12 protein-coding genes are annotated in these 16,418 nt (G+C 34.5%); 5 read left to right on the forward strand and 7 right to left on the reverse strand.

What is annotated here, in order from left to right; all coding sequences use genetic code 11:
• Positions 1-9 precede the first annotated feature (9 nt).
• Positions 10-1,293: a RagB/SusD family nutrient uptake outer membrane protein gene (locus tag V7719_RS11770; RefSeq protein ID WP_335730107.1), complete on the forward strand. Its 1,284-nt coding sequence runs from the start codon at positions 10-12 to the stop codon at positions 1,291-1,293.
• A gap of 121 nt (positions 1,294-1,414) precedes the next feature.
• Here the strand turns inward: V7719_RS11770 and V7719_RS11775 are convergent, their stop codons facing one another.
• From V7719_RS11775 to V7719_RS11790, 4 genes are read right to left on the reverse strand one after another with little or no spacing between them, the layout of a single operon-like run.
• Positions 1,415-4,951, reverse strand: a complete 3,537-nt coding sequence (locus V7719_RS11775) for an efflux RND transporter permease subunit (protein ID WP_335730108.1) — start codon at positions 4,949-4,951, stop codon at positions 1,415-1,417.
• A 6-nt stretch (positions 4,952-4,957) separates the two neighbouring features.
• Positions 4,958-6,148 carry an efflux RND transporter periplasmic adaptor subunit gene (locus V7719_RS11780; RefSeq protein ID WP_335730109.1) on the reverse strand — a complete coding sequence of 397 codons (1,191 nt, stop codon included), beginning with the start codon at positions 6,146-6,148 and terminating at the stop codon, positions 4,958-4,960.
• 12 nt (positions 6,149-6,160) lie between these two features.
• Positions 6,161-7,573, reverse strand: a complete 1,413-nt coding sequence (locus V7719_RS11785) for a TolC family protein (protein ID WP_335730110.1) — start codon at positions 7,571-7,573, stop codon at positions 6,161-6,163.
• Positions 7,574-7,578: 5 nt separating this feature from the next.
• The gene (locus V7719_RS11790; RefSeq protein ID WP_335730111.1) at positions 7,579-8,181 is read right to left on the reverse strand and encodes a TetR/AcrR family transcriptional regulator; all 603 of its coding nucleotides are present in this window, start codon (positions 8,179-8,181) and stop codon (positions 7,579-7,581) included.
• Between the two features lie 124 nt (positions 8,182-8,305).
• Here V7719_RS11790 and V7719_RS11795 point away from each other — a divergent pair, with 124 nt between their 5' ends.
• Both V7719_RS11795 and V7719_RS11800 read left to right on the forward strand, forming a co-directional pair.
• Positions 8,306-9,280: a polyprenyl synthetase family protein gene (locus tag V7719_RS11795; RefSeq protein WP_335730112.1), complete on the forward strand. Its 975-nt coding sequence runs from the start codon at positions 8,306-8,308 to the stop codon at positions 9,278-9,280.
• Positions 9,273-9,629, forward strand: coding sequence for a hypothetical protein (locus tag V7719_RS11800; RefSeq protein WP_335730113.1), 357 nt, complete (start codon positions 9,273-9,275; stop codon positions 9,627-9,629). The genes V7719_RS11795 and V7719_RS11800 overlap by 8 nt, the downstream gene beginning before the upstream one ends.
• 5 nt (positions 9,630-9,634) lie before the next feature.
• On the opposite strand, the gene V7719_RS11805 is transcribed toward V7719_RS11800, so the two are convergent.
• Entirely contained in the window at positions 9,635-10,177 is a 543-nt protein-coding gene (locus V7719_RS11805; RefSeq protein WP_335730114.1) for an alpha-ketoglutarate decarboxylase, read from the reverse strand.
• A gap of 115 nt (positions 10,178-10,292) precedes the next feature.
• On the opposite strand from V7719_RS11805, the gene V7719_RS11810 reads away from it, so the two are divergent.
• Both V7719_RS11810 and odhB read left to right on the forward strand, forming a co-directional pair.
• The gene (locus tag V7719_RS11810; RefSeq protein WP_335730115.1) at positions 10,293-13,049 is read left to right on the forward strand and encodes a 2-oxoglutarate dehydrogenase E1 component; all 2,757 of its coding nucleotides are present in this window, start codon (positions 10,293-10,295) and stop codon (positions 13,047-13,049) included.
• Positions 13,050-13,124: 75 nt separating this feature from the next.
• A complete protein-coding gene (odhB, locus tag V7719_RS11815) occupies positions 13,125-14,339 on the forward strand; it encodes a 2-oxoglutarate dehydrogenase complex dihydrolipoyllysine-residue succinyltransferase (RefSeq protein WP_335730116.1) in 1,215 nt (404 codons plus the stop codon).
• Between the two features lie 893 nt (positions 14,340-15,232).
• On the opposite strand, the gene V7719_RS11820 is transcribed toward odhB, so the two are convergent.
• Positions 15,233-15,868, reverse strand: coding sequence for a response regulator transcription factor (locus V7719_RS11820; RefSeq protein ID WP_335730117.1), 636 nt, complete (start codon positions 15,866-15,868; stop codon positions 15,233-15,235).
• A 65-nt stretch (positions 15,869-15,933) separates the two neighbouring features.
• Positions 15,934-16,374, reverse strand: a complete 441-nt coding sequence (locus tag V7719_RS11825) for a retropepsin-like aspartic protease (protein ID WP_335730118.1) — start codon at positions 16,372-16,374, stop codon at positions 15,934-15,936.
• Between the last annotated feature and the right edge of the window lie 44 nt (positions 16,375-16,418).

Raw genomic sequence — 16,418 nt, forward strand, 5'->3', positions numbered from 1 at the left:
CAGAATAATATGAAAACTTTAAATAAAATAAAAGCAATACTATTCGTCTTGATCTTATTGGTTGTGTACTCTTGTAGTATTGAAGATGGAAGGAATTTAAATGGTCCACAAACTAACTCTATTTCTGAAGGCTTATCTAGGCCTGAATTACCTCAAGTAGTATCAGGTATTTTGGCAGACATGAGAGATCGGCTTCATACTCAAAGAGATGCAATGTCGGTAGTTGGACGTGACTATTGGAGACACCAAAGTTCTGACCCAAGATGGACAGGAGATTTAATGACAGGAACGTTGGATGACAACGCGTTTTATATAACAACACCTTATGCAGGGAGATATGCCGTGGTTAAACAATGTAATCTATTATTACAAGGCTTGGAAAATACAACGGAGGCATTTACAGACGCAGAAAAAGCTGCAATAAGAGGGTTTGCCAATACTATTAAAGCTCATGAATTGCTAACGATTTTAACCATGTTAGATGACAACGGTATAAGAACTGATGTAGCGGATTCTGAAAACTTAGGACCTTTTGAGAGTTATGATGATGCATTATCCACAATCATAAATTTGCTGAATACAGCGGCAACGGATTTGGCAAGTGGTGGAGATGTTGCTCCTAATACACTTGGGGTTTCTTATTTAGAATTTAATAGAGCACTAACAGCTAGAGCAGCAGCTTATCAAGGAGACTATAATTTAGTGTTAACCGCACTTGCAGATTCTTTTATGGATTTTAATGGTGATTTGAATACTGGAGCGTATTTTCAATTTTCAGCTGGCGGAGGTGATGCTTTAAACCAATTGTTTTTTGCTTTGAATTCTACTGCGGCTAATGCTAGAATTGCTCATCCAGATTTTGTTAATTCTGCTGAGGCTGGAGACACTAGGTTAGGTAAAGCAGTTTTAAGAACAGATGGTCCTTTGAATATAGCTGATTTAACACCTGGTACGCATGATGTTTATATCTACCAATCTAGTTCTGATCCCGTAGGAATGATAAGAAATGAAGAACTGATATTATTGTATGCTGAAGCAAATATGATGTCTAGTCCTAGTGATGCTGAAATGGCAATTAATGTTGTTAGAAGTGCTGCTGGTTTAGGGGATGTTGCACCAGGAGGCGTAGATGAAGATCGATTGTTATATGAAAGACGTTATTCTCTTTTCGCAGAAGGTCATCGTTGGATTGATTTAAGAAGATATAACAGGTTAATTGCTGAAATTACAATAGATCGCCCAGGAGATGGAGTTGTAACTAAATTCCCAATACCTCAAAACGAAGGACAATAAGGAATTTCATTAAATATTTAAAAAAGCCTCAACAATTGTTGAGGCTTTTTCTGCTATTAATCAAACCTTTTTTAATACCCAAAAGGTTTATCATACTTTGATATGACATCAAAGTATTCTGTTAGAATTGACCTTCAATTCTTTTATCTATATTAAATGTTTCTTGAGGAAGTGTTTCTTCTGATCTATTTGCACCTTTCATCCACATTTTAAGTCGTGTTACTAAGAAAAATAGAATGGGAACAACAATTAACGTTAGGAAGGTTGCGATAAATAATCCGTAGATTACTGTCCATGCTAATGGTCCCCAAAAAATCACGTTGTCACCTCCAACATAGATATTGGGATCAAATTCACTAAATAATGTAAAGAAGTTGATGTTTAAACCAGTAGCTAAAGGAATTAATCCCAAAATAGTCGTAATTGCTGTAAGTAAAACTGGACGTAAACGCGCTTTTCCTCCTTTAACAATCGCGTCTAATAAATCTTCTTTTTCTAAATACTCGTCTTCGTCAAGATCTCTTTTTAATTTCTTTCTATCTACAAGTAATTGCGTGTAATCTAAGAGTACCACACCATTGTTAACTACAATACCAGCAAGTGATATAATTCCCATCATGGTCATCATAATCACGAATGCTTTTCCTGTGATAATTAAACCGCCAAATACACCTATGAGGCTTAAGAAAATAGCCAACATGATAATAGCTGGTTTTGACACAGAATTAAACTGAAATATTAGCAAGAAGAAAATTAATCCAAGACCAATAAAAAAGGCAGACATTAAAAACTCCATTTGCTTAGTCTGTTCTTCAATTTGACCAGTATAATCAATTGTAACATCATCTGGTTTATCGTTAAAAGATGTCATCTCGTTCTGGATTTCGGCAACAATCGCTCCAGCATCTGTATATCCAGCAGCTAGGGCAGAATACACTGTAACCACACGTTCTACATCCTTATGTTTGATAGCACTAAACCCAGAAGTGTTACTTTGACTTGCTATAGCAGATACAGGAACTTCTTTAATTTGACCTGAAGCCATATCTCTAAACGTTATTTTCTGATTGAAAATCGCACTTTTATTATAACGATTCTCTTCATTAAAACGTACATAAATGTCATAATCTTCACCATCTTCTTTATAAATTCCGGCTTTAGCTCCAAAAATAGAATTACGTAGTTGCTGACCAACTTGACCAGAAGTAATACCAAGTTCACCTGCTTTTTTACGATCTACATTAACTTGCATTGATGGCTTTGAACGATTTACATCAACCTTTAACTCCTCAATGCCTTGAATGTTTTTGGTGTTAATGAAGTCACGCATTTTCTCTGCAGTTGCAATAAGACCTTCATAGTCTTTACCTTCTAACTCAATATTTATTGGATATCCAGCTGGAGGACCAACAGCATCTTTTTCTACAGAAATAGCGACACCTGGATATACACCATCTAAGGCATCTTGAACTTTTTTCAAAAGGCCATTACTATCGGCACCTTCACGGAATTTATACTCACGCATAGTTGCTGTGATTTTTCCACGATGCGGCATTTCAGCAGCAGATCCACCATCGGTTTGTGGATTTCCTGCGCCTTCACCAACTTGAGAAACGGCACTTTCGGTTAAGAAATTATAACCACCATTTAAATACGAATCTTCATTAATGATGTTGTAAACTCGTTGTTCAATATCTTTCGTTATTGCATTGGTTTTTTTGATATCTGTTCCTTCAGGATATTCGATATATGCAATAATTTGATTAGGTGTGTTGTCTGGGAAGAATTCCACTTTTGTCCGCTGGCTAGCAACAGATGCACCAAAACTTCCAAAGGCAATAAATAGTAAAACTACGGTTCCAATGGTAATAAGAACTGGACGTTTTCCGCCTAAAGCACCACGTAGAATTTTTTCATAAAAACGTTCCCATTTCGGTAATGATTTGGATTGAAAATTATTAGCCCATTTCCTAAGAAATAAACGATATGCCCAAAGTAAAATAGCTGTAAATACCATTACGCTACCTAAACCTTTATAAGCGCCTCCAAATACTAAAATCAATAATCCTATAACTACTAGTATCACCGAAATTTTAATCATTTGCTTCATTGGCATTTCTTTATCTTCAATGGTCATGAATTGAGAGACTAATACAGAATTAAAGAAAATGGCAACAAATAAAGACGATCCTAAAACGACTGAAAGTGTTATTGGGAAATAGATCATAAACTGACCCATAACGCCTGGCCAAAGTCCTAATGGTACAAAGGCAGCAACTGTAGTTAATGTTGAGATAATAATTGGAAATGCAATTTCTCCAATACCTTTTTTAGCGGCTTCAATACGACTCATGCCTTCTTTTTCCATCAAGCGATAGACGTTTTCAACCACAACAATACCATTATCAACGAGCATTCCTAGTCCCATAATTAACCCGAAGAGAATCATGGTATTCATGGTATAGCCCATAAGATTTAGAATCATCAATGACATGAACATCGACATTGGAATTGCAAAACCAACAAATAACGCGTTTTTAAATCCTAAGAAGAACATTAAAACGGTGACTACTAATATGATTCCGAAGATGATATTGTTTACTAAATCGTCGACTTGACCAATAGTTTTCTCAGATTGATCGTTGGCAATAGTGACTTTTAAGTCTGCAGGAAACACATCCACCAGAGCCGTTGCAACCATAGCTCGAATTTTTTCAGCTGCATCCACCATGTTTTCACCAGAACGTTTTTTAACATCCAACATGACTACTGGATGACCAAATTCTCTTGCATAGGTGGTTTTGTCTTCATCTTTAAAGGTGACTTTGGCAATATCTTTGAGGTAAATAGGGTTATCGCGTTCGTTTTTTACAACAAAATTTTCCAACTCTTTAGGGTCTTCAATTTCACCAATAATTCTAATTGTACGACGTTGTCCACTAGAAATCAGGTTCCCTGCAGACATGGTCATGTTTTCATTGGTAATGGTTTGAATAATGTCATTAAAGCTCACTTTTGCAGCCATCATTTTATAAATGTCTACAGCAACTTCAACTTCCTTTTCTTGAGCACCTCTTATGTCTACCTGTTTAATTTCTAATAAACTTTCAATTTCATCTTCAAGATATTCGCCATATTCTTTTAGCTTATCTACAGGATAATCTCCAGAGATATTAATGTTAAGAATTGGAATCTCTTCAGACATACTTAGGTCGAATATATTCGGTTCTACTTTGGCACCATTAAATATTGGCCAATCTTCACTAGCTGTTTCTGAGTCTACTTCGTCTTTAACTTTTTGCTTTGCGGCGTCTACAGAAATATTCTCATCAAACTCAACAATGACAATGGAATAATCTTCCTGTGATGTTGAGGTGATCTCAACCACATTACTCACCGTTTTCAACTTGTCTTCAATTGGGTCTGTGATGAGCTTTTCGATATCCTCAGCGGTGTTTCCAGGATATACCGAACTGATATAAATTTTAGTTTCCTTGATCTCTGGGAAGCTCTCACGAGGCATACTAAAGTAAGCACTTGCACCCAAAATCAAAATAAGAGTAATCAAAACATACATCGTAGTTTTGTTGTTAATTGCCCACGATGACAGTATGAATTCTTTATCTACTTTTTTCTTCTTTTTATCTTTTGTGGTCATTGGTCTTTAAGCTTTAGTAGATTCATTGATTTCAAGATCAAGAATCTTAACGTCTTGACCGTCTTTTACACTTCGTGCACCTTCTTGTATAATCTCATCATTATTTGATAAACCAGATAAGACCTCTATATAATCACCTTGTGTTTTCCCCGTAGTAATAATTGAACGTTTTGCTATAGCTTTATTATTAGACTTATCAGTAATTGCATATACGTATTGTTCACCTTTAGCATTTTCTGAAATGATACTTAACGGAATTAAAATCGCTTTTTCATTTGTATAGTCGTTAATTTTCAGTTTAGCCGTTAGGTTAGGCTTTATGTTTTTATCCTTATTTGGAATAGTGACTTCAACTTTGAATGTTCTATTTGCAGGATTAATGAAACTTCCTGCCTGACGTACTTTAGCTTGCATGCTTGTGCCTAATACTGGAAATTCTACTTCTACTATTTTACCTTCAGTAACATTAGTAATGTAGTTTTCTGGGACATCAGTTTCAATATACATCTTATCAAGATTTACTATTCGAAATAATTGTGTTTGGCCTGGAGCAACAACACTTCCTTGTTCAGTAATCACATCATCTATAGTTCCAGAAAAAGGTGCTCTTACAACGGTTCGTGCAACTTGCTGTTGTAATTGACTCACCGCTTTTTGTTGTGCTTCGTATGTTGACTTGGCTTGTAAAAACTGAATTTCACTTCCAATATTTTGATCCCAAAGGCGCTTTTGACGCTCGAATGTGGTTTTCGCTAAATCGGCTTGAATTTGCAGTTGAGCTACCTGTTGGCTTAGTCCACCATCATCAATTTTTGCTAGCGTTTGACCTTTTGATACTTTTTGTCCTTCTATTACAAAGACATTGATCATAATCCCTGAGTATTCTGGGTAGATGACTAAGTTTTTCTTGGTATCCACATTTCCTTGTAATTCTACATAGTGTGTGAATACACTTTCTTTTGCTGTAAAGGTTGTGATTAAAGGAATTTTCTCTTGAGGGTCTAATTCTTTAATTTTAGAACTCAGTTGTTTCAACTGTTCTACCAACGCTTGTTGTTCAGTATCAAGGTCGGTTTTCTTTTGACGAATTTGTTCTAGGTCATTAGACGCAATGATATCTTCTACACTTTGAATTTTATTATTTCCGCAGGAAAATAAGACAAGAGCGATTAATGATATGTATATAATATGTTTCATTTGATAATATGTTTAATTGTTGATTGGTGAGTTTAATACTGTTTCTAATTCAGCTTTCGAGTTGACCACATCTAGCATTGCTTGAAGCAATTCTTGTTGCGCTGAATACAATTGGGTTTGTGCTTGTCTGAGTTCGAAACTAGAACTGATACCTTCAAAAAATTTAGTTTGATTTTTTTTTTCAATTCGCTCTGCAAGTGAGAGATTGTTCTTTTTGTTATCGTAGTCTTCAACAGCAAATTGGTAATCACTTTTAGCAGTGGCCATTTGAAGTCTAATTATTTGTTCTGTTTCAATTAAATCTGTTTCAGCCTTTTCAAGATTTATTTTGGCGCGTTGTGTTGCGGCACTCCGTTTGCCAGAACTAAAAATTGGAATAGTAAGATTTACACCTACTAAAGCAGAACCAAACCATTGTTGGTTACTTTGAGCAAATGTGAATGAGTCACTATTTCCATTGTAACCACCTGTTAAAAAGCCATTAAGACTTGGGAGGGCTTTACTTTTTTCAAGTTTTACTAATAGCTCTTTTGATGTTTTGTCATTTTCTGCTATGACATAGTCAATTGTGTTTTCAATACTTTCATCGGCACTTAATAATTCAATTGATATTTGCTCAGCAGTCAGTGTTTCTAAATCATCTGTTAATTGTGTTGTATTGTATATATCTACGCCTAGAGTTATATTCAACATTTGAACCGCTAATGTTTTTAATCTATTGGTATTGTTGAGGTTACTTTTAACACCAGATAATGTGATTTGTAATTGCTCTACATTTTCCTCTTCAGCTAATCCATTTTCATATATTTTTTGGGTTTCGTAAAGATTTTTTTCTAGAACAGTAATGTTGCTTTCTAAAATACTTACACTTTCTTGAGCAAGTAATACATTTCCGTAAGCATTTATAACAACTTTTCTAACCTCCAAATCAGTTTTAGTTTTGGCGTTTTTGGAAATGTCTAAAAACACCTTTGCAGATTGTAATCCAACGAGATATGAGCCGTCAAAAATTAATTGACTTAAAGTAACGTTGGCATTTATAGTTTGCTTAGTGCCAAATGTTACAGGGATGAAACCTTCAGGAGCTGACGGCAAGTCTTGAGTTTGTAACGCATCTAAATCATAATAATCTTCTAGTTGTCTTATGCCTCCGATTGGATCAAAAGCTGAAGCAGGAAGTAGTGATACTTGTTGCTTTAAAAAGTTTTGATAATCTATGTTTGCATTAATTTGAGGTAAACCTATTGCTGTTGTTTCTCGTTTTTGTTGTTCCGCAGCATCGATATCGCGTCCTGCGTTTTTAGCTTGCCTGTTATTTTCTAGTGCATAGTCTATGGCTTCTTGTAAGCTGAAACTTATTGGTGTGTCTTGGGAAAATCCAAAACTAAAACATAAGAGTATCAGAATTAATGAAATTTGTTTCATTCTATTTATGATTGATTTTTTATAAAATTGTTAAGTATTGTCATACCTTTCTCAGATACAATAGCACGTAAATGATATTCCAAATAGCTTTCCATGAGGTAATCCATTTGATAGCGTTCTGGAGGGAAAAACATATTGTCTTTAATACCTGTCATACCAGTAAAGTACATTCTCGAAATAAAATCTACATCTATTGAATTTCTAAAAACGCCAGTATCAACACCTTGTTGAAGACTCTCTTTAACCGATTGGTGCATTTTTTCAAACTGCTTAATTTTTAAGACACTATATATTTGAGGATAATATTTCTTTAACTGATATTGAGGTGAAGATTTTTCGTTTTTTAGATGATGCATTACAAACATTTTGATAGCGTATAGCTCTTCAATTGGGTTTGTGGTATTGTCATAAATATCATCTATGCCATCGCAAATGGTGTCGAATAAGTTAAATGTAACAGCTTCGACTAATTTGGTTTTGTTTTTAAAATGGACATAAATCGTTTTCTTTGAAATCCCCATTTCATTGGCAATATCGTCCATGGTTACGCTTTTAAAACCTAGGTTTAAAAACAATTCGGCCGATTTATGTATAATTTTTTCTCTCATAACGTGAGGGCAAATGTACAACAGGAAACTTTAAAAACAATAATAGTTTCCAAAGTTTTAATGATTTTTTAACATTACGTTAAAGTCTAGTTGCAGGTTTAGTGATTTGCATTATTTTTGTGCAATGCAACATATCCCATCTTATCAAGACACGTTTGTAAAATATCTAGAAGCTTACATAGAGCCAAAAGAACCAAACACACTTTATGACCCTATTCATTATATATTAGAACTTGGTGGTAAGCGCTTAAGACCAATTTTAACGCTTATGACTGCTGAAATCTTTGGTGGTGATTACAAAAGAGCACTAGATGCTGCTTTAAGTGTTGAGGTGTTTCATAATTTTTCTTTGGTTCATGACGATATTATGGATGACGCGCCTTTGCGAAGAGGTAAAACAACTGTTCATGAAAAATGGGATGTGAATACAGGGATACTTTCTGGAGACGCCATGCTTATTATGGCTTACCAATTGTTTGAGAATTATGAACCAAAACAGTTTCAGGATTTGGCAAAGTTATTTAGTAAAACGGCTTTGGAGGTGTGTGAAGGTCAACAGTATGATGTTGATTTTGAGACGCGAGATGATGTGACAATTCCAGAGTATTTAAAAATGATAGAATACAAAACTGCAGTTTTGGTTGGTGCAGCTATGAAAATGGGAGCCATTGTTGCTAATGCCTCTGAAGACTGTCAAAGCTCTATTTACAACTTCGGAAAAAATTTAGGTATTGCATTTCAGTTGCAAGATGATTATTTGGATGTATTTGGTGATCCTGAAACCTTTGGGAAGCAGGTTGGGGGAGATATTATCGAAAACAAAAAAACCTACCTTTATCTTAAAGCACTTGAATTTTCAGATGCAACAGATAGACGTCAATTAGAACATTTATATGGTGTAAATCCAACGGATGCTTCAGATAAAATAGAAACTGTAAAACAATTATTTGCCTCAAGCGGTTCTGCCGAAGCGACTAAAACCGAAATAGAAAACTATACTCAAAAAGCGTTTTCAGTATTAGAATCTATAAAGATTTCTGAAGAGAATAAAGAAGCACTTAGAGCATTTGGAAACAATTTAATGAATAGAAGTGTCTAAATTACCAACTACTTTTACAGATTTAATAGCCGAAGCTGAAAATTTAGAGCTCTACCCAAAGCTTATCAAACAAATTAATAAAGACTTTCTTCTAGCCAATATTGATCTTGATTTTGAAGAAGACATATTACCATCAAATCTCAAATACCTGCTTCATGAAGTGATTTATAAACTCATTCAAGAGAAGTTTTCTGAATATCTGAATTTACTTTATATAGTTGATGTTTCCGAAGAAAAAATTAAGCAATTAGATGGGAGTGATACTTTACAATTATCTGAACAGGTTACCTTTTTAGTACTACAACGCGAATGGCAAAAAGTGTGGTTTAAAAGCCATTATAAAAGTTAGATACTCTAGAAAAATACCCTCACAAAAGGCACCCAAGGATCTGCATAAACACTTTTATCTCTATCAAAAAGTAAATCATAACGCATTCCAAATGTGATGTTGTTTGTCCGATAACCTAATCCGACAAAAAGCGCTGGTACCCAATAATTACGATCTTCATAAACAGTATTTTCAAATTCCTGATTGACATTTAATTCCTCAAATTCTACAGAGACCTGAAGTTCTGGAATTGGGCTATACAAACTAATTGCACTTGCCCCTAATATGGTAGAGTTGTAACTATTTTTTAGGCTGTTATAGGAGCCGTTGAGACCTAAGCCTAAGGCAAAATCCGGATTAAATTGATAAATGGCACTTGGTGCTAAGGTGCCACTAAAAAACCCGTCTCCAAAACTTAAACCAATACCTCCTCCTAAGCGTACGTTTTTCCAAAAAGTGTTAACGTTGTCACTATCATCACGAATTTGAGAAAATGAGGCGATTGAAAAACCCATAAAAAGAGTAATAAAAACCATGGTTTTTACTTTAAAAAGCTGAGAACATTTCATAATCCAAAGTTTGCGTTAAATTACATTCATAAATATATCAAAAACACACCTGTTTTTAGTAAATGTTGTATTTTTGTTTAAATTTTGTTGAAGCGAAAACGACTTACACCAAATAATGGATAAATATTCCTTTTTAAACGCAGCACATACAGCACACTTTGCTGATTTATACGAACAATACCAAAAAAACCCCGATTCTGTAGAACCAAGTTGGAGAGCCTTTTTTCAAGGTTACGATTTTGGTAGCGAAAGCTATGGAATGGAGGGAGATATTGTAGAAGGTGTTTCTACGCAAATTCCTGAGCACGTACAAAAAGAATTTCAGGTTGTAAAATTGATTGATGGCTATAGAATTCGTGGCCATTTATTTACCAAAACAAATCCCGTCCGTGACAGAAGAAAATATAGACCAACTTTAGAGGTTGAAACCTTTGGTTTATCTCAAACTGATTTAGATACAGAATTCAATGCAGGTGAAACCTTAGGAGTTGGCAAACAAACTTTAAGAGAAATCATTAGACATTTAGAAATTATCTATTGTGATTCTATCGGTGTAGAGTATATGTACATTAGGAACCCACTAGAGATTCAATGGATTCAAAATAAACTTAATGTTAATGATAATCAGCCACAGTTTTCTGCTGAGCAAAAGCGACACATTCTTAAAAAATTAAATGAAGCAGTGTCTTTTGAAAGCTTTTTGCATACCAAATATGTTGGCCAAAAGCGATTTTCATTAGAAGGGAATGAGTCTTTGATTCCCGCTTTAGATACACTTATAGAAAATGCATCTGTTCATGGGGTGAAGGAATTCGTTATGGGTATGGCACATCGTGGTCGTTTAAGTACCTTGACGAATATCTTCGGAAAATCCGCCGAAGATATCTTTAGTGAATTTGATGGAAAAGATTATGAAGAAAAAGTGTTTGATGGTGATGTAAAATATCACTTAGGTTGGACCAGTAATCGAATAAGTGACCATGGAAAAGAAATCAATTTAAATATTGCTCCAAACCCTTCACATCTTGAAACTGTTGGTGCAGTTGTGGAAGGCATAGTAAGAGCAAAGCAAGACGATAAATACAGTGACGATCCTTCTCAGGTCTTACCTATTATAGTGCATGGTGATGCGGCCATTTCTGGTCAAGGCTTGGTTTATGAATTGGTTCAGATGGCACAACTGGATGGTTATAAGACGAATGGAACCATTCATATTGTTGTCAATAATCAAATAGGATTTACAACCAATTATCTCGATGGTCGTTCGAGTACGTATTGTACAGATGTTGGAAAAGTCACGTTATCTCCAGTATTACACGTTAATTCAGATGATGCTGAAGCTGTAGTGCACGCGATGTTGTTTGCGCTTCATTTTAGAATGAAATTTAAACGGGATGTGTTTATTGATTTATTAGGTTACAGAAAATATGGTCATAATGAAGGCGACGAGCCTCGTTTCACTCAACCAAAATTATATAAAGCGATTTCAAAACATAAAAACCCAAGAGATATCTATGCTGAAAAATTATTAGCAGAAGGTGTTATCGATGGCGGTTATGTAGCGCAATTAGAAAAACAATACAAGGATAAGCTCGAAGCGAATCTTGAAGATTCTAGAAAAACAGATAAGACTGTTATTACACCATTTATGGAAAATGAATGGGTGGATTTTCAAACAGCAATTGAAGATAAAATGCTTCAACCAATTGATACGACGTATCCTAAAGATGGTTTGGCTAAAATCGCAAAAGTGATTTCAAACTTACCTGAGGATAAAAAATTCATCCGAAAAATAGAACGTTTGGTGCAGTCACGTCAAAAGATGTTTGATGAAGACAAACTAGATTGGTCAATGGCTGAGCATTTGGCTTATGGTACCTTATTAGAAGAAGGTTTCGATGTTCGTTTTTCTGGTCAAGATGTAGAGCGTGGTACATTTTCTCACAGACATGCTGTTGTGAAAGTAGAAGATAGTGAAGAAGAAATTTTATTACTGAATCAAATTAGTGAGAACCAAGGAAATTTCTACATCTATAATTCATTGCTTTCAGAATATGGTGTCGTTGGTTTTGATTATGGTTACGCCATGGCTAGTCCAAAAACATTAGTGATTTGGGAAGCGCAGTTTGGAGATTTCGGGAATGGTGCTCAAATTATGTTAGACCAGTACATTTCCGCAGCTGAAGATAAATGGAAATTGCAAAACGGATTAGTAATGTTATTACCTCATGGTTATGAAGGTCAAGGCGCAGAGCATTCGTCTGCTCGTATGGAACGTTACTTACAATTATGTGCAAAAGATAATATGTATGTGATGGACTGTACAACACCTGCAAACATGTATCACTTGCTTCGTAAACAAATGAAAGCAGAGTTTAGAAAGCCTTTAATTATATTTACACCTAAGAGTTTATTGCGTCATCCACTGGTAGTGTCTACTGTAGACGAATTTGCTAACGGAAGTTTTCAAATGACTATTGATGATGCTGTTGTTGAAGCTGATGATGTAAAAACAGTAGTATTCGTTACAGGTAAATTCTATTACGATTTATTAGAGCAACGTACAGAACTAAAAAGAGATGATGTTGCATTAGTTAGAGTTGAGCAGTTGTTCCCATTGCCTGAAAAACAGATTAAAGAAGCGATTGCTAAATATAAAAATGCCGACGATATTGTTTGGGCTCAAGAAGAACCAAGAAATATGGGAGCTTATAGTCATATGTTAATGCATTTAGATGAAGCAAAAACGTTTAGAGCAGCAACACGAAGACCTTATGGAGCACCTGCAGCAGGAAGTAGTGTGCGTTCTAAAAAACGTCATCAAGGTGTAATCGATTATGTGTTTGATAAAACAAAAAATAACCAGCGCTAGAATTACGAAGATTACCTTCCCATTAAGGAAGATTTTATAAAAAATATAAACGCTTAAAAATAAAATTGCAGAACGATGATTTTAGAAATGAAAGTTCCTTCACCAGGAGAATCTATCACAGAAGTAGAAATTGCAGAATGGTTAGTTGCAGATGGAGATTATGTTGAAAAAGACCAAGCTATTGCAGAAGTTGATAGTGATAAAGCGACATTAGAATTACCTGCTGAAGCTAGTGGAACAATTACGTTTAAGGCTGAAGAAGGTGATGCTGTTGCTGTAGGAGCAGTTGTGTGTTTGATTGATACAAGTGCAGCAAAACCTCAAGGCGGAGATACTGCACCAGCAAAAGAAGAGAAAAAAGAAGAAGCACCTAAAACCGACGCGCCTAAACCAGCAGCAGAAAACAAAACGTATGCTACAGGAACAGCTAGTCCTGCAGCTAAGAAAATATTAGATGAAAAAGGAATACAAACATCATCTGTTTCTGGATCAGGAAAAGATGGGCGTATTACTAAAGATGATGCTGTGAATGCAATACCATCTATGGGAACGCCTACAGGTGGAAATCGTGGATCGTCACATAGTAAAATGTCAATGTTACGTCGTAAAGTAGCTGAGCGTTTGGTAGAAGCTAAGAATACAACAGCGATGTTAACAACATTTAACGAAGTTGATATGTCGCCTATTTTTGAATTACGTAAACAATATAAAGAAGACTTTAAAGCCAAACATGGTGTAGGCCTTGGGTTTATGAGTTTCTTTACCTTAGCAGTTGTTCGTGCACTAAAAATGTATCCTACAGTTAACTCAATGATTGACGGAAAGGAAATGTTAAGCTATGATTTTGTAGATATATCGATTGCAGTATCAGGTCCTAAAGGATTAATGGTGCCTGTCATTAGAAATGCCGAAAATTTAAGTTTTAGAGGTGTTGAATCTGAAGTGAAGCGTTTAGCTATACGTGCTCGTGATGGTCAAATTACAGTTGATGAAATGACTGGAGGAACATTTACCATTTCTAATGGCGGTGTCTTTGGAAGTATGCTGTCAACTCCAATTATCAATCCACCACAAAGTGGAATTCTAGGCATGCACAATATTGTTGAGCGTCCAGTTGCTATTAATGGTCATGTGGAAATTAGACCAATTATGTTTGTGGCATTATCTTATGATCATAGAATAATTGATGGAAAAGAAAGTGTAGGCTTTTTGGTAGCTGTAAAAGAGGCTTTAGAAAACCCAACAGAATTATTAATGAATAATGATGTGAAGAGAGCATTAGAGATGTAATCTACTCAACATTTTGTATACTAAAAAAAAGCGCAATTCAAAATTTGAATTGCGCTTTTCTTCCTAATAAAAAATAACTAACTAATAACTAATAAAAATTGACAAGAATATTAATTGATATGATTAAAATGGCACTAAAGATTAAGCCTACAATAAACAGTTTGTTTATGAGGCTTTGTTTGTGTTTCGTCGTTTCCATTTTAATATGTTTTTAAATACTTTGTTTTCTATTTAATAAAACTCTGAGCTTGTGTTAAGAGGCTCAGAGCCTTATATTCCCTAATAATTAATAGAGTTACTCTAAAAAAATCCCTCTAATCTTAATAACTCTGGTGTAAAATTCGGCTTTTTATTAACACCAAACAATACGTAGTTCTACGTATATTTCGGTTTTAGAACGTTAAAGTTTTGATGTGTAGAAACAAAAAAGCTCTAAATCAATTTTGACTTAGAGCTTTAATCCTTTAAAAAAAAAGGAAATTGATTAATAGCATTGCAAAGTTCGGGATTAAATACATACCAAACAATACGTAGTTCTACGTATATTTCAGTTTTAAAACGTTAAAGTTTTGATGTGTAGAAACAAAAAAGCTCTAAATCAATTTTGATTTAGAGCTTTAATCCTTTAAAAAAAGGAAATTGATTAATAGCATTGCAAAGTTCGGGATTAAATCCATACCAAACAATACGTATATCTACCTGTATTTAGAATTAAATGAAAAAAACTCGGGCCTATATAGAACCCGAGTTTTAAATAAATTAAATTCTCCCTTAGAAATTAATAGATGTGTAAATATCTTAATTTAAACAAGTCAAGTCAATAGGTATATTTACCTGTTTTTAATAGCTGAAACAAAGATCAGTATTAAAACCAATAGAGTCAATATGCAGTTCTAGGTATATTCTGACAGAAACCGTTCATGTTTTTTTGCATATAAAACGATACTATTTGCCTTTGATTCCAACCTGAGCTTTATGCGTATATGACTTTTATGCTTTTCGACAGTACGATCTGAGATAAATAAGTCATGACCAATCTCTTTTGCCGTTTTATTTTGTGCAATAAGTTTAAATACCTTCATTTCGGTATCGGTTAAAGTTTTTAATGCTTCAGGCGTTTCTTTTATTTCTAAATACTCAATGAGTTCTGGACTGAAGTAAGTTTTTTCTTGAAGCACTGAAGCAATACAATGCTCTATTTCGGCAATAGCAAACTCTTTTAGAATGTATCCATAAATACCTAAGGATTTCGCTTTGTTATAAATCTCTTCGCTCTTTTCAAAAGTGATAATGATAATTTTTGTGTTTAAACCTTCAGCTTTACATTTTTCTGCAACCTGTAAACCAGTAAGTATTGGCATTTGAATATCTAAAATAGCAATATCCGGTTCGTGGGCATGAATGAGTGTGAACGCTTCTTTTCCGTTTTTCGCACTTGCAATGACATTAAAATTCTTCTCTAAGAGAAAGTCATTGAGACCTTTAAGAATTAGAGGATGATCGTCTGCTATAATAATTGACGTAGACATTGGGCTATTTGTCTGAGGGGTTTAGTTATAAAGATAAAGCGATTTTATCAATCTATAGATATTTCTTACAATTTTAAATACAAGTATTTCATTTCATAATCTATTATGGCTTTTGATTTTTTAAGAATATCTGCGCCAATAATACCATCTACGGGTTGAGCATTGTGAGTTGTTAAGGCCGTATTGACATGTGTTAGATTAAATAAAATCAAGGCGACTTTATCTTTTTTCCATTTGCCAATTTTTAGTGTATTTTTTTTAGAAACTTGTGTCAGCATATTTATGGCGCCAGCACCAGCTGCTTTTATTTTAGAATCTTGAGCCGTGAGTTTAAAGGTTTCGACGGCTTCAAAACCGACACAAGAACTCGATGCACCTGTGTCTAAAATAAAAAGCCCTTTGACACCATTTATAGTGGCTTTTATCTCGAAATGGTTCGTCTTAGTCAACTTTAATTTCACTTTTATATAGCCTTTATTTAATAAGTATTCCTGTAAAGTTTCCATAACATTCATTTTCAGTAAATATAATTCTATAATTCGATTATTTT

It is taken from the genome of Psychroserpens sp. (genome assembly GCF_036960315.1).
GTDB lineage: Bacteria > Bacteroidota > Bacteroidia > Flavobacteriales > Flavobacteriaceae > Psychroserpens.